This window comes from Bradyrhizobium sp. dw_78, from assembly GCF_018449525.1.
In the GTDB taxonomy this organism is placed as follows: domain Bacteria; phylum Pseudomonadota; class Alphaproteobacteria; order Rhizobiales; family Xanthobacteraceae; genus Bradyrhizobium.
Window position 1 is genome coordinate 18,289 of sequence record NZ_JAAVUS010000016.1, and the last position, 17,935, is coordinate 36,223.

Annotated in this window: 20 protein-coding genes, 1 tRNA gene and 1 pseudogene; 13 read left to right on the top strand and 9 right to left on the bottom strand. The window is 63.4% G+C overall.

From position 1 onward, the window contains the following. The first annotated feature begins 44 nt into the window (after positions 1–44). The 6 genes from HB630_RS27625 (at position 45) to HB630_RS27650 (ending at position 4,657) form a co-directional block, all read left to right on the top strand. Positions 45–953, top strand: coding sequence for a sulfonate ABC transporter substrate-binding protein (locus HB630_RS27625; RefSeq protein ID WP_249781085.1), 909 nt, complete (start codon positions 45–47; stop codon positions 951–953). Next, positions 950–2,116 carry an FMNH2-dependent alkanesulfonate monooxygenase gene (ssuD, locus tag HB630_RS27630; protein ID WP_213775893.1) on the top strand — a complete coding sequence of 389 codons (1,167 nt, stop codon included), beginning with the start codon at positions 950–952 and terminating at the stop codon, positions 2,114–2,116. The genes HB630_RS27625 and ssuD overlap by 4 nt, the downstream gene beginning before the upstream one ends. Beyond that, positions 2,113–2,919, top strand: a complete 807-nt coding sequence (locus HB630_RS27635; protein WP_213775894.1) for an ABC transporter permease subunit — start codon at positions 2,113–2,115, stop codon at positions 2,917–2,919. The genes ssuD and HB630_RS27635 overlap by 4 nt, the downstream gene beginning before the upstream one ends. 8 nt (positions 2,920–2,927) lie before the next feature. Then, a complete protein-coding gene (locus tag HB630_RS27640) occupies positions 2,928–3,773 on the top strand; it encodes an ATP-binding cassette domain-containing protein (RefSeq protein ID WP_213775895.1) in 846 nt (281 codons plus the stop codon). A 7-nt stretch (positions 3,774–3,780) separates the two neighbouring features. Further along, complete coding sequence (locus HB630_RS27645; RefSeq protein WP_213775896.1) at positions 3,781–4,362, top strand: flavin reductase family protein; 582 nt, start codon at positions 3,781–3,783, stop codon at positions 4,360–4,362. A gap of 139 nt (positions 4,363–4,501) precedes the next feature. After that, on the top strand, positions 4,502–4,657 hold the full coding sequence (locus tag HB630_RS27650; RefSeq protein ID WP_213775897.1) for a hypothetical protein: 156 nt from the start codon (positions 4,502–4,504) through the stop codon (positions 4,655–4,657). 145 nt (positions 4,658–4,802) lie between these two features. Here HB630_RS27650 and HB630_RS27655 read toward each other — a convergent pair whose 3' ends face one another. The 8 genes from HB630_RS27655 to HB630_RS27690 form a co-directional block, all read right to left on the bottom strand. Beyond that, a complete protein-coding gene (locus HB630_RS27655; RefSeq protein ID WP_213775898.1) occupies positions 4,803–6,182 on the bottom strand; it encodes a sigma-54 dependent transcriptional regulator in 1,380 nt (459 codons plus the stop codon). A gap of 56 nt (positions 6,183–6,238) precedes the next feature. Next, positions 6,239–6,589 (bottom strand): flagellar motor switch protein FliN, encoded by a 351-nt coding sequence (fliN, locus tag HB630_RS27660; RefSeq protein ID WP_213775899.1) that lies wholly within the window; start codon positions 6,587–6,589, stop codon positions 6,239–6,241. Between the two features lie 3 nt (positions 6,590–6,592). Then, the gene (locus tag HB630_RS27665) at positions 6,593–7,234 is read right to left on the bottom strand and encodes a FliH/SctL family protein (RefSeq protein WP_213775900.1); all 642 of its coding nucleotides are present in this window, start codon (positions 7,232–7,234) and stop codon (positions 6,593–6,595) included. Next, positions 7,234–8,319, bottom strand: coding sequence for a flagellar motor switch protein FliG (gene fliG / locus HB630_RS27670; protein WP_213775901.1), 1,086 nt, complete (start codon positions 8,317–8,319; stop codon positions 7,234–7,236). Before fliG ends, HB630_RS27665 begins: the two co-directional genes overlap by 1 nt. Before the next feature lies 1 nt (position 8,320). Further along, positions 8,321–9,922 carry a flagellar basal-body MS-ring/collar protein FliF gene (gene fliF / locus HB630_RS27675; RefSeq protein WP_213775902.1) on the bottom strand — a complete coding sequence of 534 codons (1,602 nt, stop codon included), beginning with the start codon at positions 9,920–9,922 and terminating at the stop codon, positions 8,321–8,323. Positions 9,923–10,094: 172 nt separating this feature from the next. Continuing rightward, positions 10,095–10,370, bottom strand: coding sequence for a DUF1153 domain-containing protein (locus tag HB630_RS27680; RefSeq protein WP_002714638.1), 276 nt, complete (start codon positions 10,368–10,370; stop codon positions 10,095–10,097). A gap of 218 nt (positions 10,371–10,588) precedes the next feature. Further along, positions 10,589–11,305, bottom strand: a complete 717-nt coding sequence (locus HB630_RS27685) for a flagellar hook capping FlgD N-terminal domain-containing protein (protein ID WP_213775903.1) — start codon at positions 11,303–11,305, stop codon at positions 10,589–10,591. A gap of 10 nt (positions 11,306–11,315) precedes the next feature. After that, on the bottom strand, positions 11,316–11,903 hold the full coding sequence (locus HB630_RS27690) for a flagellar hook-length control protein FliK (RefSeq protein ID WP_213775904.1): 588 nt from the start codon (positions 11,901–11,903) through the stop codon (positions 11,316–11,318). Here HB630_RS27690 and HB630_RS27695 point away from each other — a divergent pair. From HB630_RS27695 to HB630_RS28555, 7 genes and pseudogenes are all read left to right on the top strand, one after another. Next, on the top strand, positions 11,902–12,717 hold the full coding sequence (locus tag HB630_RS27695) for a hypothetical protein (RefSeq protein WP_213775905.1): 816 nt from the start codon (positions 11,902–11,904) through the stop codon (positions 12,715–12,717). The two genes, HB630_RS27690 and HB630_RS27695, sit on opposite strands and share 2 nt — an antisense overlap. Before the next feature lie 126 nt (positions 12,718–12,843). Continuing rightward, positions 12,844–13,155, top strand: a complete 312-nt coding sequence (locus HB630_RS27700) for a hypothetical protein (protein ID WP_213775906.1) — start codon at positions 12,844–12,846, stop codon at positions 13,153–13,155. A gap of 246 nt (positions 13,156–13,401) precedes the next feature. Further along, positions 13,402–14,592 carry a tRNA 2-thiouridine(34) synthase MnmA gene (gene mnmA / locus HB630_RS27705; protein WP_213775913.1) on the top strand — a complete coding sequence of 397 codons (1,191 nt, stop codon included), beginning with the start codon at positions 13,402–13,404 and terminating at the stop codon, positions 14,590–14,592. Between the two features lie 16 nt (positions 14,593–14,608). Next, positions 14,609–15,253: a methyltransferase domain-containing protein gene (locus tag HB630_RS27710; protein ID WP_213775907.1), complete on the top strand. Its 645-nt coding sequence runs from the start codon at positions 14,609–14,611 to the stop codon at positions 15,251–15,253. A 38-nt stretch (positions 15,254–15,291) separates the two neighbouring features. Then, positions 15,292–15,654, top strand: a complete 363-nt coding sequence (locus tag HB630_RS27715) for a hypothetical protein (RefSeq protein WP_213775908.1) — start codon at positions 15,292–15,294, stop codon at positions 15,652–15,654. Between the two features lie 246 nt (positions 15,655–15,900). Beyond that, a tRNA-Met gene (locus HB630_RS27720) sits at positions 15,901–15,977 on the top strand. A 388-nt stretch (positions 15,978–16,365) separates the two neighbouring features. Further along, a pseudogene (locus HB630_RS28555) lies at positions 16,366–16,557 on the top strand (2-oxo-hepta-3-ene-1,7-dioate hydratase); the annotation flags it as partial. Positions 16,558–16,714: 157 nt separating this feature from the next. Here the strand turns inward: HB630_RS28555 and HB630_RS27725 are convergent. Further along, on the bottom strand, positions 16,715–17,200 hold the full coding sequence (locus tag HB630_RS27725) for an enolase C-terminal domain-like protein (RefSeq protein WP_213775909.1): 486 nt from the start codon (positions 17,198–17,200) through the stop codon (positions 16,715–16,717). Positions 17,201–17,935 lie beyond the last annotated feature (735 nt).

Consider the following 17,935-nt stretch of genomic DNA (forward strand, 5'->3'; position numbering starts at 1 on the left):
TGAAGCATTGGTTCAAAAAAATGATTGCCGTTGCGGTGCTGTCGATGAGCACGGCGCTGGCCGGCGTCGGCGCGAGCTACGGACAGGACAAGGTCGTGCGCATCGGCTACCAGAAATACGGCAAGCTGGTGCTGCTCAAGAGCAAGGGAACGCTTGAACCGAAGCTGAAGGCGCTGGGCTATGACGTCAAGTGGACGGAATTCCAGTTCGGGCCGCCGCTGCTCGAGGCGATCAATGTCGGCGCAATCGATTTCGGCAACACCGGCGAGACACCGCCGGTATTTGCGCAGGCGGCCGGCGCACCGATCCGCTACGTCGCCTATGAGCCGCCGGCGCAGAAGGGCGAAGCCATTCTGGTCCAGAAGGACAGCCAGCTGAAGAGCGTGGCCGATCTCAAGGGCAGGAAAGTCGCCGTGGCCAAGGGATCGAACGCGCATTATCTGCTGGTGAAAGCCCTCGAAAAGGCAGGCGTCAATTACGAGGACATTACGCCGGTCTATCTTGCACCGGCCGACGCCCGCGCGGCGTTCGAGACCGGTGCGGTGGACGCATGGTCGATCTGGGATCCCTATCAGTCCGCAGCGGAGACGACGCTGGGCGCAAAGACCCTGACCGACGCCACCGGGCTGGTTCCCAATACGCAGTTCTATCTGTCGTCGCAGAAATTCATCGAGACCGAGCCCAAGGTGCTTGACGCCGTGCTCGATGAATTGCGCGGGGTCGATGCCTGGGCGCAGGCGGACATTCATGCCGTCGCCGAGCAGTTGAGCCCGGCGGTGGGATTGCCGGTGCCGGTGCTTGAAGTCGCGTTGAAGCGGCAATCCTACGGCATCAAGCCGATCGACGACCAGGTTCTGGTCGATCAGCAAAAGCTGGCGGACACGCTCTACCAGCTGAAGCTGATTCCAAAAGCAGTGCGCGTATCTGATATCGCAAGGAAGTCAGGCTCATGAGCTCGCAGAATCCCGCCAATATCCTCTGGTTCCTGCCGACGCATGGCGACGGCCACTATCTCGGCACCACCACCGGCGGCCGCAATGTGAACTTCAATTACCTGCGCCAGGTCGCGCAGGCCGCCGATCAACTCGGCTATTTCGGCGTGTTGCTGCCGACCGGGCGAAGCTGCGAGGATTCCTGGGTGGTCGCGTCGGCCATCGTGCCGTGGACCGAGCGGCTGCGCTATCTGGTCGCGGTGCGGCCGGGCCTGCAATCGCCCAGCGTCGCGGCGCGCATGACCGCAACGCTCGACCGGGTTTCGAACGGACGGCTTCTGGTCAACGTCGTCACCGGCGGCGACCCCGTCGAGAACAAGGGCGACGGCGTTTTCCTGCCGCATGACGAGCGTTATGCCGTGACGAGGGAGTTTCTCGGCGTCTACAGCGATCTGCTCGCGGGCAAGACCATCGATTTCGAGGGCAAGCACATCCGCATCGAGGACGGCCGCCTCTTGTTCAAGCCGGTGCAGTCGCCGCGTCCGCCGCTTTATTTCGGGGGCTCGTCGGACGCCGGCATCGATGTCGCCGTCGATACCGTCGATAAATACCTGACATGGGGCGAGCCGCCGGCGCAGGTCGCCGAGAAGGTGAACCGCGTCAAGGCGGTCGCCGTCCAGCGCGGACGCAAAATTTCCTTCGGCATCCGTCTGCACGTGATCGTCCGCGAGACCAATGCGGAGGCGTGGAAGGCCGCTGACGATCTGATCAAGTATGTCACCGACGAGACCGTGGCCTCGGCGCAGAAGATCTTCTCGCGCATGGACTCGGTCGGCCAGCAGCGCATGCTGCAACTGCATGGCGGGCGGCGCGACAAGCTCGAGATCAGCCCCAATTTGTGGGCCGGCGTCGGGCTGGTGCGCGGCGGCGCCGGCACGGCGCTGGTCGGCGATCCCGAGACGGTCGCGGCGCGGATCAAGGAGTATCAGGATATCGGCATCGATACCTTCATCATGTCCGGCTATCCGCATCTGGAGGAAGCCTATCGCTTTGCCGAACTGGTATTTCCGCTGCTGTCGCTGGCCCAGCCGGACAATGTGACGCCGCTTCGCGTCAACACCGGCCCGTTCGGCGAGACCATCGCCAACGAGCATCGTCCGCTGGTGAAGGCGTCGCAATCATGAGCCTGATCGAAAGCCTTCCGCGTGTCCGCGGCCTGCGGCTGCCGCGCGCCGACGGTCTGATCCAGTGGATCGTGCCGCTTGCGATCGTGTTGATCTGGCAGGTGGCCTGCATCACCGGCTTCGTGTCGCCGCGGGTGCTGCCCGCGCCGACCGATGTGGCCCGGGCGGGATGGAAGCTTTTGCTGTCGGGTGAACTGGAGCGCAACATCTGGGTCAGCTTCTGGCGCGCCAGCGTCGGCTTTGTCATTGGCGGCGGCATCGGCTTTGCCTTCGGGCTCGCCAACGGCCTGTCGCAGCTCTCGAGCAAGCTCACCGACACCACCTTGCAGATGGTGCGCAACATTCCGCACCTCGCTTTGATTCCGCTCGTCATCCTCTGGTTCGGCATCGACGAGTCCGCAAAACTGTTTCTGGTCGCGCTCGGTGTGTTCTTTCCGATCTACCTGAATACGCTGCATGGCATCCGCACCGTCGATCCGCAACTGATCGAGATGGGCCGCATCTACGGCATGAGCGACGCCGAACTGTTCCGGCGGGTGATCTTTCCGGGCGCGCTGCCCTCGATCTTCGTCGGCATCCGCTTTGCGCTCGGCATCATGTGGCTGACGCTGATCGTGGCGGAAACCATCGCGGCCTCGTCGGGCCTCGGCTACATGGCGATGCAGGCGCGGGAGTTCATGCTGATCGACGTCGTCGTGCTCAGCATCCTGATCTATGCGCTGCTTGGAAAATTGGCCGACAGCGCCTCGCGCGCGCTGGAGCGGCTGACCCTGTCCTGGCACCCGGCCTTCCAGAAACATTGAGAACCCGCATGCAAGAAGCCCTCAATTTCCACCTGTCCGACGCCGAGCCGCTCGATCGCGCCAATTTTGTCGAACAAGCCCGCGTCGCGCGCGATGGATCGCACGATCCGTCGCGGGGGCTTCCGCTGACCATCCGCGGGTTGCGCAAGTCGTTCGGCCGGAACGAAGTGCTGCGCGGCATCGACCTGCACATTCCGGCGGGCCAGTTCGTGGCCATCGTCGGCCGCAGCGGCTGCGGCAAGAGCACGCTGCTGCGGCTGATCGCGGGCCTGGAAACGGCCGATGCCGGAACGATCAGCTTCGGCGAGCAGACGCGCGCGGAAGATGTGCGGGTGATGTTCCAGGAGCCGCGGCTGCTGCCCTGGGCGCGGGTGCTGTCGAATGTCGAGGTCGGCCTTGGCCGCGGCCGCGCCTTGGTGGATGCGCAGGCGCGCGCGGAAAAAGCGTTGACCGAAGTTGGCCTCGGCGACAAGCGGGGGCAGTGGCCGGCGGTGCTGTCCGGCGGCCAGAAGCAGCGCGTGGCGCTGGCACGGGCACTGGTCAGTCATCCGCGCATTCTCGCCTTCGACGAGCCAATGGGCGCGCTCGATGCGCTGACCCGTATCTCCATGCAACGCCTGCTGGAGCGGGTCTGGCGCGATCAATCCTTCACGGCGATCCTGGTGACTCACGATGTCTCCGAGGCCGTGGCGCTGGCCGATCGCGTGCTGGTGATCGAGGAGGGCCGTATCGCGTACGATATCAATGTCGACATCGCGCGCCCGCGGGCCCGCGGATCGGCCGATCTTGCGGCGCTGGAAGGTTCGATCCTGCGCGAGCTTTTGCAATCGGCGGATGATCCATCAGAACAGTGAGGCTGTCATGAATTCCGTGGTCCGTAATATGGCTGCCGCCGGCGATATTTCCTCCGATGGTTTTCGCGGTGCGATGCGCCATCTGACCGGCGGCGTGAGCGTCATCACGGCGGGACGCGGCAAGGACATTACGGGGATGACGGTGACGTCGGTCTCGTCGCTGTCGGTCGATCCGCCGACCCTGATCGTCAGCGTCAACCGGGAGGCCTCGTCCTGGCCGCTGCTGATGCGCCACGGCTTCTTCGGCATCAATATTCTCGCCGCCGATCAGATCGGGATCGCCGAGCGCTTTACCGGCAAGGGCGGTCTCAAGGGCGCGGAACGTTTCGCAGGCGGACAATGGACCACCAGCGTGTCCGGCGTGCCGTTGCTGGTCGGCGCGCTGGCCGCCATCGATTGCGCGGTCGAGGAGACGATCGAGCGGCATTCGCACGCCATCGTCATCGGACGCGTGCTCGATATCCTGGCCGGCGGGCGTACCGCGGCGCTGGCCTATTGGCAGGGGCGCTATGTGGCCGTGGATCAGGATGAAGATGCGGCCAGGCTCGCGGAAGTCAGTTTGCCGCTGGCGCACGCCCACACCCGTTAGGGTGTGCCGACCGGCGTTGGCCGATTTCCTCGGGAAAGACGGTCTTTGATCGCTCGCGGGCTCTGGATGCCGGTTTTGAGGCGTTTTCTTCACGCGAACAGGTTTCCCCTTCGCTCGAAAACGCTCTAAACAGCGGCCGATGAAACGTCTTGCGATCTGGATATTCTATGCCATCGGCGCGCTCGCGATCGGCTATCTCGCGCTCTACGCCTATGTGACCTTCACCGGCCGCGACCTGCGGCCGGGCGATCCCATTCATATTTTCCGCAGATCCGACGCGCCGGCTTATTCGTGATGCACCGGGATAATTTCTAACGTCATTGCGAGCCGACGGTGCGCGCTGATGCGCGCCCCGATGACAGGCTCCGCGAAGCAATCCAGAACTGTGACGGGTAAGACCGGATTGCTTCGTCGCTTCACTCCTCGTAATGGAGCGTCGTTTACCCCGCCGCGGCGATCCGGTGGTAGTCGCCGGTTCCGGCGGGCGGAATCGGCAGTCCCCCGTCGGCATACTCGTTGAGCTTGTTGCGCAGCGTGCGGATCGAGATGCCGAGGATATTCGCGGCGTGGGTACGGTTGCCGAGGCAATGCTTCAAGGTTTCCAGGATCAGGTCGCGCTCGACATCGGCGACGGTGCGGCCGACCAGGGCGCGGGTGACCTGCTCGGCGGCGAAGGTCGCGTGCGCGACCGCCGGTGCGGTCTTGGCGAGGTCGAGACGGTCGCCGTCCGGCGTCATGATGGCGTCGGCGCCGATCTCGTCGCCTTGCGACATCAGCACGGCGCGATGGATGGTGTTTTCCAGTTCGCGGACATTGCCCGGCCAGCGGTTGGTGGTCAGCACCCGGCGGGCTTCGGCGGAAATCGGCCGCGTCGGCAGCCCGTTGGCGTCGGCGTATTTCTTGGCGAAATGCTGCGCCAGTTCGAGAATGTCCGCCGGCCGCTCGCGTAGCGGCGGGATCTTCAGATTCACGACGTTGAGCCGGAACAGCAGATCCTCGCGGAAGGTGCCTCCGCGCACGGCGTCCGCGAGGTTGCGGTTCGAGGTGGCGAGAATGCGGATATCGACTGGCACCGGGCGGGTGCCGCCGACGCGGTCGATCACGCGCTCCTGGATCGCGCGCAGCAACTTCGATTGCAGCCGCACATCCATTTCGGAGATTTCGTCGAGCAGCAGCGTGCCGCCGGTGGCTTCCTCGAATTTTCCGATGCGCCGGGCCACGGCGCCGGTGAACGCGCCTTTCTCGTGCCCGAACAGTTCCGATTCCAAGAGATGCTCGGGGATCGCCGCGCAATTGATCGAGATGAAGGGCCGCTTGGCGCGGTTGGAGCGAGTGTGGACATAGCGCGCCAGCACTTCCTTGCCGGTGCCGGACTCGCCGGTGATCATGACCGAGGCGTCGGAGCCCGCGACCTGCTGCGCCAGCTTGATCACTTTCGCCATCGCCTCGTCGCGGTAGACCAGATCGCGCGAATCGTTGGCGACGGCGGCGAGCACCGCGGCGATCAGCTCCGGCTCCGGCGGCAGCGGAATGTATTCCTTGGCGCCGGCGTGGATCGCGGCCACCGCGGCGCGGGCGTCGCTGGAGATGCCGCAAGCGACGATCGGGACGTGAATATGCTCGGCTTCCAGCCGCATCACGAGGTCGCGGATGTCGAGCGAGACGTCGACCAGCAGCAGGTCGGCGCCCTTGCCGCCGCGCAGGACGCGCATCGCCTGTTCGTTGTCCTCCGCATGCGTTACCGAAGCGCCGTTATCCATCGCGATCTTGGTGGCGGTCGTAAGCTGGCCCTTCAATGTGCCAACGATGAGAAGCCGCATGGTGATCTCCTGTCCGTCTGCCGGCGCCGGTCCTGCGCCGTATCGTTAAAAAGGTATCAGGCGCGATCCGCCTTGATGATTTCCGTCATGGTCACGCCCAGCTTGTCTTCCACCAGAACCACTTCGCCGCGCGCCACCAGCCGGTTGTTGACATAGATGTCGATGGATTCGCCGACCCGGCGGTCGAGTTCGAGCACGGTGCCGGGGCCGAGCTTCAGCAATTCGCCGACATCCATCTTGGAGCGGCCGAGCACCGCCGAGACCTGGACCGGCACGTCGAACACGGCTTCCAGATCGGCGGCGACGCGCGAGGCCTGTTCGTCCTCGTTATACCCCACGTCATCGATGGCGGGCGCATCGGCGGCGTTGAGATCCGGAAGCGGCACTTGTCCGTCAGTATCGCTCATGGCTTAAGTCCTTTTGGCCGCCACCCCGGCCTGGCCGCGGGACGCCATATAGCGTCCGACGAGTTCGTTGATCTTGGCTTCGACCGCGGCGCGCTCGCGCACGACGCCGCCGTCGGCCCATTCGATTTTGCAGTCGCCATTCGCAATTCCCGGCTCCGCCAGGATCACGAGGCGGCCATCGAAGCCGCTTTGTTTCGCCAGCTTCTCGATCCGCTCGCGCGCGCCGTCGTAGAGGGAATCGTTGATCCGGACCACGAGATGCGGTGTCGCGACCAGATGCGAGAAGCATTCGCGGACCAGCCCGGTGATTTCCGCAAGGGGCTCTCCGGCGATCAATTCGCTGCACAGCTTGCGTGCGACCGCAACCGCGACGTCGACGGCTTCGGTCTCCATCCGGTTCTCGATGCCCGAATAGCGCGCGGCGATGTTCTTGATGGCAATCCCGATCTCCTCGAGCGCCAGCGCGGCGCGGCGGTCGCTTTCGGCCTTGGCCTCGCGCTGGGCGGCGGCAAAGCCGTCGCGATAGGCGCTGGCCTCGGCGGCCGCGATCTTCTGCGCGATCTCCGCCGGCGTCGCAGGCCGTTCGCGCGCTTTGTCCGGCGCCGAGAAGTCCGTGTCGAACAGGAATTTTGCGGGGGCGGCCATCAGTATACCAGCTCGTCATCGGCGCGATTTTTGGTCAGCATGATCTCGCCCTTGGCGGCGAGGTCCTTGGCGAGATTGACGAGCAGCGCCTGCGCCTCGTCGACATCGCGCAGACGGACCGGTCCCATCGCCGCCATGTCGTCGAGCAGCATCTTGCCGGCGCGGGACGACATGTTGCCGAGGAAGAACGCGCGGACGTCCTCATTGGCGCTCTTCAGCGCGATGCCGAGCTTGTCTTTGTCGACGTTGCGCATCAGCGTCTGGGCGGAGCCGGAATCCAGCTTGATCAGGTCGTCGAAGGTGAACATCAGCGCCTTGATGCGCTCGGCGGCTTCGCGGTTTTCCTCTTCCAGCGAGGTCAGGAAACGGGTTTCGGTCTGGCGGTCGAAATTGTTGAAGATCTCGGCCATCACCTCATGGGCGTCGCGGCGGCGGGTTTGCGACAGGTTCGACATGAATTCGGTGCGAAGGGTCTGCTCGACGCGCTCGATCACTTCCTTCTGCACCGCTTCCATCCGCAGCATGCGGCCGACCACATCGAGCGCCATGTCCTCGGGCAGGATCGCCAGCACGCGCGCCGCATGTTCCGACTTCAGCTTCGACAGCACGACGGCGATGGTCTGCGGATATTCGTTCTTGAGGTAATTGGCGAGCACCTCCTCCTGCACGTTGGAGAGCTTCTCCCACATGTTGCGCCCGGCAGGCCCGCGGATCTCGTCCATGATGCCGCTGACGCGATCGGACGGCAGATATTGCTGCAGCAGCCGTTCGGTGCCGTCGAAGGTACCCATCAGGGCGCCGGAGGCCGACATCCGCGAGACGAATTCGAGCAGCATCTCTTCCACCACTTCGGCGTCCACGGTGCCGAGCGTCGACATCGCCATCGACAGTTCGCGCACTTCGTCGTCGTCGAGCAGCGACCACACCTTGCCGCCATATTGCTCGCCAAGCGACAGCATCAGGATCGCGGCGCGCTTCGGCCCGCTCAGCGGCGGTCCCTTTGTGCGAGTGCCCTGACGGTTCGCCAGCGTCGCGAGGACGCTGTTGATGTCGTTGGCGTTGGCGTTTTGCGCTGGAAGGGCCATGTCAGGTCGTGGGCTCCGTCAGCCATTGACGAACGATGGAAACGGTTTCGTTCGGATTTCGCTCGGCCAGTTCGCCGACACGATGCATCGTCTGGGCGTGGAGCTGTCCCTGAACCTGAGCGACGTCGATCAGGTTCGGCGCATTGCTGGCGGGCAACAGGTTCTGGATGCTGGCGTCGGGCAGCGCCGGCAGTTCGGCTTCGGGCGCCGGAGGCACTACTTCGGAAGCCAGGATCCGGCGGACCAGCGGCCGGATCACCATGAACAGCACCACCAGGCTGAGTAGCATCATCACGCCGAGTTCGATGATGTACATGACATCGTCTTTGGTGAACTGGAGCATGCCGAGCAGTCCGGTCGGCTCGTTGAGCGGAGCGACCGCCGGGGCTTCCGCGAATTTGAGGTTCACGACCTCGACCTGGTCGCCGCGCTTCTGGTCGAAGCCGATCGCCGAGCGCACCAGCGTCGCGATACGGTCCAGCTCTTCCTTGCTGCGCTCCTTGTAGACGATCTCGCCTTTCTCGTTCTTGGCGTAGTTGCCGTCGACCAGCACGGCGACCGAGACGCGGTTGACCCGTCCGGCTTCCGTCACTTCGGTCTTGGTGGTGTGGGATATTTCGTAATTGTTGGTCTCTTCGGTTTTCGTGCTCTGGTCGCGCCCGGGATTCGCATTGTCCTGGCGCTGGTTGCCCGGCAGTTCGTTGTTGACGGTGACCTGGCCGTTGTTTTCGGCGGTTGAGGAGGATTCCTCGCGGGTCTGGCTCGAGCGCAGCACCCGGCCTTCCGGGTCGAAGCTGTCGGAGGTCTGGGTAATCTTGTTGTAGTCGAAATCCGCCGAGAGCTGGACGCGGGCGCGGCCGGCGCCCACCACCGACGACACGATCGCCTCGACCTCGCCGCGCAACCGCTTTTCGTAAGCGGCGCGGCGCTCGTCGCCGACGACGTTTTCGTTGTCGCCGGCTTCGCCGTCGGCCAGCAATTGGCCGTTTTCATCGACGATCGACACCCGCTGCGGTTTCAGGCCGCTGACGGCGGAGGCGACGAGGTGACGGATGGCGCGAATCTGTTGCTGTTCAAGCGAGCCGCGGACACGGACGACGATCGAGGCCGACGCCTCAGGTGTCTCGCGCGAGAACAGCGGCCGCTCCGGCAGCACCAGATGGACCCGGGCGGCCTGGATCCGGTCGATGGCCTGGATGGTGCGGGAGAGTTCGCCCTCCAGCGCGCGCAAGTGATTGATATTCTGGACGAAACTGGTGGTACCGAGCGCGTCGGATTTGTCGAAGATCTCGTAGCCGACGCCGCCGCCCTTGGGCAGGCCGCCCTCGGCCAGATTCATGCGCAGCCGCGTGACCTTGTCCTTGGGCACCAGGATCACGGCGCCATCATTGCGCAGTTCGTAGGGAATCGCCCGGCGTTCCAGGTCCTTGATGATGGCGGAGGAGTCCTCCAGGCTGAGGTCGGTAAAAAGCGTCGTCATCTGCGGCGTGGTGACGCGCAGGATGACGAACGCGAAGAAGCCGATCAGCGCGGCGGTTACCGCAACCATCGCCATCAGCCGCGAGGCGCCCAGCCCCTTTAGAAAGTCCACCAGACTCTGCAAGCAACTGCCCCTGAGATTCGGCGCCAACGTCCGACTGGGCAATTATTGCCTACGTGATGGTTTCCATATGGTTAACGAAGATTAAGAGCCCGGGCAAAACTGCGGTATGAAAAAGATCGGCCTCGCAAAACGAGGCCGATCTTCGTCAAATTCGACTGATTTGGGCGATCGCTTACTGGCGGTATTGCTGGATGCGGGTAGTCCGCAGCCCCGCAAGACCATGCTGATCGATGGAAAATTGCCAGGAGAGGAATTCGTCGACAGTCAGAGTGTACCGGCTGCAAGCCTCCTCAAGGGAGAGCAGACCGCCACGAACCGCGGCAACGACTTCGGCCTTCCGGCGAATGACCCACCGTTTGGTTCCGGGCGCGGGCAGATCCGCAATTGTTAACGGACTGCCGTCGGGCCCGATGACGTATTTCACCCTCGGGCGATGGGGTTCTGTCATGGCGTACTCACAAACTCTCAACCACTGAACTCACCGCAACAACCTACCCCTCGCGGCTTAAAATTTGGCTAAACCCAAGGCTTCAATACGAATCTCCTTGAAAATGGCATGACAGTGGGTCCCGGGCGCCGTTTCCGGCGCCGGGATCCGATCAATAGGGACCCCTTTTGGGGCAAGGAACGCAAATATGGCAGGCGAGGGCGGGAAAACGCCCGCCGTCAGCTGCCGTTGGCCACGATGCTCTTGATCTGGTTGATCGTGTAGGTCTGGCCGTTGATTGACAGCATCGGCGGCGACTGGGTGAGGTCGACCGAACTGACGACGCCTACGACTGACGTCGTAATCCCCACATTGTTGCCGGAGGAATCCTTGGCGCTGGCCGTCAGCGTGTAACTGCCGTCGGGGTACTGGGTGCCGTCATTGCCTTGGCCGTTCCAGACAAAGGGCTGGCTGTCGCCCGCGTTGGCGGTGTAGGTGCCGGAAAAGACGGTCGCACCGGTGCTGTTGGTAATGCTGACGTCCATGGTTGAATTGGAGGGGACGTCGAGTTCCCACACCGCCTGGCTGTTGGAGAGTGCGGCGGTGCTGCCACTGACCACCGCCGTCTGGCCGACATAGGCCAGCGCCTGCGTGGCCTCCGTGGTCTGTTGCAGCGAGACCAGGGTTGCCAGCGAGTCGTTGGTGTTGAGCTGTTGCTGAACGCCGGCAAATTCGACGAGCTGCTGGGTGAACTGGTTGGTGTCGAGCGGATCCAGCGGATTCTGGTTCTGCAACTGCGTTGTCAGCAACTGCAGGAAGCTCTGGAAGTTGCCGGCGATCTGCTGCGACGCCATCGCGTTTGCGGCCGCTGCGGATGAACCTGCGGAAGATGACGACGCCGGCAGGGGCGTCGTTCCCGAAACGGGGGGAGTGGCATTGATTGCTGCTGCTGACATGTCTTTCTCCTCAAACCCTGATATCCACGCCGCTGCTGGATCCGGTCATGCGGCCGTATGTTCGTCCCGCGGCTGCGGCGGGAGCCGTCTCTTCGCTGCTGATGACCAGCCGCTGCGGGTTACGGTTGCCGCCGTTGCCGCCGTTCTGGCCGGATGAAGACTGGTCGCGCAGGCTGAATTGCAGGCCGCTATCGCCGGTCTTGAAGCCCGCGTCATTCAAGGCGCGCTGCAATTGCGGCGCATCCTGTTGCAGCATCGATAGCGTTTCCGGCTTTTCGACCGTCAAATGCGACGTCATCTGGCCGGTGCTGTCGACATTGATGCGAACGTCGATGCGGCCGAGGTCGGCCGGGTCGAGCCGGATCTCGAAACTGCTCTTGCCGTTCTTGGCTGACGCGGCGATCTCGACCGCGAGTCCGTTCAACGGCACCGCCGCGTGCGTTGCCGCGGTCACGCTCACCGGCGCCGTTGAGGCGGCACTGGCTGCCGCGGAAGGCAGTTGCGGCTGGATATTGCCCGCGGCCTGAGCATTGATGTCGGTGGTATTGGCCGGCGCGTGGTCGGTCGTGGCGCCTTCGGGATGGTCGTGCTCCGTCATGACCGCGGTCGTCGCCGAGGACGAAGCGGCGGAGCCATCGGCCTTGGTGGCATCGGTGCTGCTGCCGGTCGCCGCATCTTGCGGCTTGTTTGCGCCGGCGGGTTGCGGCATGGCCGCACCGGTCGAGTCGGCATTGGCAGGCGCTTTCGCCGAGCCATCCGATGCTGTCGTCCCGGTTTTCGACTGTGTTGCGGCCGCAGATTTAGGGCCGGCGGGTTTTGGCTCGGTGGACGTCGTCGTGGCCGCAGGCGTTGTCGCGGACGTTGCCGCGGCCGCAACCGTCGATGCTGCGGTTGTACTGGTCTGTGTTGGCTGTGCCTTTGTCGAACCGGCGGCCGTTTCATTTGCCGCTGTCTGGACCGTTCCCTTCGTGTCCGCGGTTGTCGCCGTGTCGGATCCGGCATCGGGCGCCGCGGTGTCGGCGTCGGTATCAGTTTGCGCCGCTGCGGCAGCTGCCGATGCCGTTGCCGATGTCGCTGTGGTTGCTGTTGACGCTGCTGACGCTGCCGACGCCAAGGTCGACGCCGGCTGGCTGGCAGCGGCAATCGCCGCCGCTGCGATCGCGAGCGGCGGCGTACCTGTGACCGTGTTTCCGGTCGCCGATGAAGGCGCTGCGGGCGTGCTGGTCACCGCGACCGTGGGCGGAATGACGACCGCGACCAGGCTCTGGGTGATGACGGCGGTCGCATCCGTCTGGGAGGGGGTGGTTGAACCGTTGCTCGAATCGGTCGTCGAACTGTCGCCGGATGACGAGGATGTATCCGATTTCGCGGAATCGTCTTTCGACGCTGCGGACTTGGTCCGGGAACGCTGAGGCGCATCGGTGCTGGCGCCGCTGTTGGAGTCGGAAACCGGTCCGGAATTCTGGTTGTTCGGGGCGTTATTATTGTTGTTGTTGGTGTTGTTGTCGGCCGGCTGGTTCTGATTCGCCGGAGCGGTGTTGCGCCACTGGCTGTTGTCCGAGGCGTCCGAATTGTTCGACCAGCTTGGCGGGTTGTTGGACCAGTTTTGCTGGGCGGGTGGTTGTTGGGCCTGGGCCGCCGCATTGCCGGCATCGGCATTGCTGTTGACGAGGCTTGCGAAAATATCGTTCTCCGGCGACGGGCCGGCGGCCGGCTTGGCAAATCTCGGGGGCGTGTTCTGGAAAGACACGTTTGTCGCTGTTTCTGACGTAACGCTTTGCACGGACGGCCTCTCGCAATCGAACCCGATTGTAGTTCAGCAAGGACCGGGCCAGTCGGAAGGCGTATAAAATACCTATATATTTCAAATACTTGTTCTATTTCCGGCCGGGTCCGGGAGGCGGCGGCGCGGCAGCCCTTGCTGCCCGGCGGCAAGATTTGCCGTTCGCATAGGGGCCAACCGGGTTCGCATCATTGCCTCATGGAAATGCGGCCTATATTAAAGGCCTGCTTTTCAACCGTTCCGGCAGGCGGATTTGCTACCCGGAACCGTCGGTTTGCGGCTGGACGCCGCGACCGCAGCGATGACCGGAACCATGCGCAACAGTCTGGATCTCGAAGGCCGTCCGCAAGACACGAGGGTCGTGGTCGCCATGTCCGGCGGCGTCGATTCATCGGTGACGGCTGCGCTGTTGAAGTCCGAGGGTTACGACGTCGTCGGCATCACCTTGCAGCTTTACGATCATGGCGCCGCCACCCATCGCCGGGGGGCCTGCTGCGCCGGGCGGGATATTCACGATGCCCGCGATGTTGCCGCGCGGATCGGCATTCCGCATTACGTTCTGGACTATGAGAGCCGCTTCCGCGAGTCGGTGATCGAAAGTTTCGCCGACAGCTACGCCTCGGGCCAAACCCCGGTGCCCTGCATCGAATGCAACCGCGCGATCAAGTTTCGCGATCTGCTCGATACCGCGCGCGAACTCGGCGCTTCGGCGCTCGCCACCGGACATTACGTCGCCTCGCGCCGCCGGGCCGACGGCGCGCGCGCGTTGCTGTGCGCGGCCGATGCCGACCGCGACCAGAGCTATTTCCTGTTTGCGACCACGCAGGAGCAACTCGACTATCTGCGCTTTCCGCTCGGTGACATGACCAAGGCGCAGACGCGCGAACTGGCGCGGCGCTTTGAACTTGCGGTCGCGGAAAAGCACGACAGCCAGGACATCTGCTTCGTGCCGACCGGGCGCTATACCGACATCATCGGCCGGCTGCGGCCGAATGCGATCGAGCCCGGTGACATCGTCGACCTCGACGGCCATGTCATCGGCCGTCATCAGGGCATCGTTCATTTCACCGTCGGCCAGCGCAAGGGCCTCGGCATCGCTTCCGGCGCGCCGCTATATGTCGTGAGGCTCGATGCCGAAAGCCGCCGCGTCGTGGTGGGGCCGCGCGAGGCGCTGCGGATGGATCGCATCGTGCTGCGCGACATCAACTGGATCGGCGGCGGCGATCTCGCTCGCGCGGTCGGCAATGGGCTGGAGATCTTCGTGCGCGTGCGATCGACCCGCGCGCCGCAACCGGCCTGGCTGCGTGCGGCCGATGGCGGTTATGAAGTCGAATTGGTGGCGGGCGAAGAGGGCGTGTCCCCCGGCCAGGCTTGCGTGTTTTACGACGCACCGGTGGGGCAAGCACGCGTGCTCGGCGGCGGCTTCATCCAGCGCGCCATGGCCACAAGGCGCGCGACAATGAAAGCCGCACCGCTGCCGCTCGTCGAAGCGATGCGCGGATAGATTTCAAGGCAGGGGCATGGCTGGAGATATCGACCGCGCGGGGGTCGCAAAGGCGTATCAACGCTGGGCGCCGGTCTACGATCTCGTGTTCGGCAAGGTATTCGATCACGGCCGGCAGTCGACTATCGCGGAAGCCGACAGGATCGGCGGCCGGATTCTCGATGTCGGCGTCGGCACCGGGTTGTCGCTGTCGGATTACGCGCCGACGACGAAAGTCTGCGGCGTCGATATTTCCGAGCCGATGCTGCGCAAGGCGCAGCAACGGGTGCGCGCGCTCAAGCTTGCCAATGTCGAGACGCTGGCGGTGATGGATGCGAAGCATCTCGCCTTTCCGGATTCGTTTTTCGACGCCGTGGTGGCGCAATATGTCATTACTGCGGTGCCGGATCCGGAAGCCACGCTCGACGATTTCATCCGCGTGCTGAAACCCGGCGGCGAACTGATCCTGGTCAATCACATCGGCGCCGAAAGCGGCCCGCGCCGTGTTTTCGAATTGGCCTTCGCGCCGCTGGCGCGGCGGCTCGGCTGGCGACCGGAATTTCCCTGGGCGCGGCTGGTCGCCTGGGCCGCCAAACATGGCGGCGTCAGCCTGGCGGAACGGCGGCCGATGCCCCCGATGGGGCATTTCTCGCTGATCCGTTACCGGAAATCTGGAATTTAATTTACGGAACATCCGCGTGCGCCGGCCGTTTTGCCTGCATGCAGATGAAACGCTCTTTATTACTGTCATGTGTTCTGCTGGCCGCATCCGGCGCGGCGAGCGCGCAAGCGCCGCCCGCGCCGGCGACGCCCCCGGCCCGGACCGCGCCGCGTGTACCCGATCGCGCAAACGGCTGCATGCCGACGCAAACGACGCCGCAGGGACGTGTCGCGCCGGAAGGCACGACCACGGGACAAAGCCAGGAACCGCTCGGCGACCGATTGGCGAAGTCCGACGGCGTGCTTTGCCCGCCGGCAGGTGTCGACCCCGCGATGCGGGCGCCGGCCCCCAATGAAGGTAATATGCCGGTCATTCCGCCGCCCGGCAGCCCCGGCGGCGATCCCGACATCCGTCCGAAATGAGCCTGTTCCCGCGACAGCTATGGGGTTTTCTCGGGCGAAAGCCCGCGACGGACGTGATCCGGGTCGGATGCCGGCTGGCGCGGAGAAACCGCGCCAAAACAAGGACGGGGTGCCCCGGTTCTGATCGAATCAGAACCGAAAAGGCGACGAGACCGATCCGCCGGGTTTGCTTGACAGGTCCTTGATCGGCTTCTTATATGCCGCGCGTTCGCGATCGCGGCAGGCGAAGCCGATAGCGTGCGCCGTGGCGGGGTAGCTCAGCTGGTTAGAGCACGGGAATCATAATCCTGGGGTCGGGGGTTCGAGTCCCTCTCCCGCTACCACATCGCCACTAAAGCATTGAATTCAATAGAACTTGATCTGTTGCTTCTGACATCGAAGGACGTCACACGACTATATCCACGGATACAATTTGGCAATGACAGCGAGCACTATACTGTCAGAAAGTAGTGGGGCTTGCGGACTCTGAGGTCCGAGCCCTGGTGCGCCCACCACTACCTAAGCCAGTCAAATGTTACGACGAGCTGAAAAGGCCGTTGACCGTTGGTGGCATTATTGGGGCCTTGAGTTGGGCTCTTCGGCTCCGGCAACTTGATGCCGCACTCACGCGCAACAGGATGTTTCGCGCGTCGCTCGCCACCGAGGCAGCAGCTCAGTCGGAATTTCCGCAATGGTTGTTTGAACCATGCGGCTGCATCAACGCCCGCTTAGGACGTTGGTATCCTCGATGACGCGCTTTATAACGATGGGGCGCAGATTCCGGCTGACCATTTCATCAAGCCGCGCCTGGAAGTCGAACTCGCCTTCATCATGGGCGAGGGTCTGTCAGAACCCGGCGCGCGCATTTACGATGTCATGCAAGCTGTGGAGTTCGTCGTCCCTGCGCTCGAAATCATCGATTATCTTTTGTTGATCTGTCCGGTCGAGGTCGACGACGCCGCGTGCGCGCGAAACCACGCGCGCGCGGGGTGCTCCACGAATTGTCGGCGCCTTTAGCCCGCCCCCACTGCTATTTTGTCACAGCCCGTGCCCGGATGGCCTCTTCGTTCACTTCGATGCCTCACCCGGGACCGTTGGGCAGAATGAACTCGCCATCGACGATTTGGGGAGGCGTGACGACGAATTCGTCGCGCCAGCACACGCTGTCGACGTCCGTCTCCATGATCCGGAGATTCGGGACCGCGGCTGAGAAATGCGTGCTCATGACACTGGCGAGGTGGCCGTAGAAGTTATGCGGAGCAACGTTCACATCGTATGTTTCAAACATCGCTGCGATCTTCAACGATTCCGCGAAGCCGTTCCAAACGACGTCGACGATCGCGACATCGACGGAATATTCCGTGAAATACGGGCGGAATACCTGGCGCTCCAATAGAGTCTCACAGGACGCCAGCGAAAACGGGGCTTCCTGACGCAGGAGCCCGAGAGCCCGCGGATCATGGATGTCCAGTTCGAGCCATCCGAACTTTTCTTCGCGCAGTTCTTTAGTCCCAAGCTTCGATGGTGCATTCTTATCGCACGATTCGAAGGATGCGTTATGGGACAAGTTTTACATGGCTGTGCCACCACGACGGTGGCAGTCCGTCGTCACCGAGAGCGGCTTTCCCCACACCGAGGCGCGTGAGTTCAGGCCAGTTCTGTGAAGATGCTGCGATAATCCGGATCGCGCCGTCCTCGCTCACCATGACAAGGCGGGTGAGGCGATCCCGGATTTGCTCAGGGAGCGATATCGAAGATTTCGTCTGCCAGGGTGTGTCGTTTTCCATGGTCATAGAGATGCCCTGGAACGGGACGCGCGACCAATATTGTCTCTATCACGACTCTGATGACAATCGTAATGGTCGCCTCGAATGACTGCGATTGGGGTCGGAAAGTTTGCGACGCTTCCGTGAAAACGTTTCCCGCTGTCGCGGCTGGCAGCAGACGAAAATTGTCGCGCGGGGAGGGGATGGCCACCGTGACGTCAGCCCGCGGCGGACCAAAGGCATTATTCTCTGCGGTCTCGTGTCGCCGCCCCTTCTCATCTCGCTCGGACGGTTTCGGGCGAAAGAGCACGCCATCCAGATCGGCACGGGACCGGCGACTGCAGCATTATGATCGGTCATCTGCCTGGCGCGTTGGGGCAGGTCACTGTGTCGAACGCAAGCCAGAGCTTGCAGCGCGCGGCGATCAATCTCCACGATCATGCGAATGTTCGCCTGCATGATCGTCGGCCACGCCACGATCCGCGACGATTTTGATGTCAGCCCTTCCGCGCACAAAGCAGTCGGAACCGATCCTT

Excerpts from the sequence above, each read along its gene's own strand:
- ssuD (WP_213775893.1), top strand. The coding sequence starts at position 950 with ATGAGCTCGCAGAATCCCGCCAATATCCTCTGGTTCCTGCCGACGCAT.
- HB630_RS27640 (WP_213775895.1), top strand. The coding sequence starts at position 2,928 with ATGCAAGAAGCCCTCAATTTCCACCTGTCCGACGCCGAGCCGCTCGAT.
- HB630_RS27685 (WP_213775903.1), bottom strand. The coding sequence starts at position 11,305 with ATGTCAGCAGCAGCAATCAATGCCACTCCCCCCGTTTCGGGAACGACG.
- HB630_RS27625 (WP_249781085.1), top strand. The coding sequence starts at position 45 with ATGAGCACGGCGCTGGCCGGCGTCGGCGCGAGCTACGGACAGGACAAG.
- fliG (WP_213775901.1), bottom strand. The coding sequence starts at position 8,319 with ATGGCCCTTCCAGCGCAAAACGCCAACGCCAACGACATCAACAGCGTC.
- HB630_RS27650 (WP_213775897.1), top strand. The coding sequence starts at position 4,502 with ATGAAACGTCTTGCGATCTGGATATTCTATGCCATCGGCGCGCTCGCG.
- mnmA (WP_213775913.1), top strand. The coding sequence starts at position 13,402 with ATGCGCAACAGTCTGGATCTCGAAGGCCGTCCGCAAGACACGAGGGTC.
- HB630_RS27680 (WP_002714638.1), bottom strand. The coding sequence starts at position 10,370 with ATGACAGAACCCCATCGCCCGAGGGTGAAATACGTCATCGGGCCCGAC.
- HB630_RS27665 (WP_213775900.1), bottom strand. The coding sequence starts at position 7,234 with ATGGCCGCCCCCGCAAAATTCCTGTTCGACACGGACTTCTCGGCGCCG.
- HB630_RS27695 (WP_213775905.1), top strand. The coding sequence starts at position 11,902 with ATGACCGCGGTCGTCGCCGAGGACGAAGCGGCGGAGCCATCGGCCTTG.
- HB630_RS27645 (WP_213775896.1), top strand. The coding sequence starts at position 3,781 with ATGAATTCCGTGGTCCGTAATATGGCTGCCGCCGGCGATATTTCCTCC.
- HB630_RS27715 (WP_213775908.1), top strand. The coding sequence starts at position 15,292 with ATGCAGATGAAACGCTCTTTATTACTGTCATGTGTTCTGCTGGCCGCA.
- HB630_RS27635 (WP_213775894.1), top strand. The coding sequence starts at position 2,113 with ATGAGCCTGATCGAAAGCCTTCCGCGTGTCCGCGGCCTGCGGCTGCCG.
- HB630_RS27710 (WP_213775907.1), top strand. The coding sequence starts at position 14,609 with ATGGCTGGAGATATCGACCGCGCGGGGGTCGCAAAGGCGTATCAACGC.
- fliN (WP_213775899.1), bottom strand. The coding sequence starts at position 6,589 with ATGAGCGATACTGACGGACAAGTGCCGCTTCCGGATCTCAACGCCGCC.
- HB630_RS27690 (WP_213775904.1), bottom strand. The coding sequence starts at position 11,903 with ATGACGGAGCACGACCATCCCGAAGGCGCCACGACCGACCACGCGCCG.
- HB630_RS27655 (WP_213775898.1), bottom strand. The coding sequence starts at position 6,182 with ATGCGGCTTCTCATCGTTGGCACATTGAAGGGCCAGCTTACGACCGCC.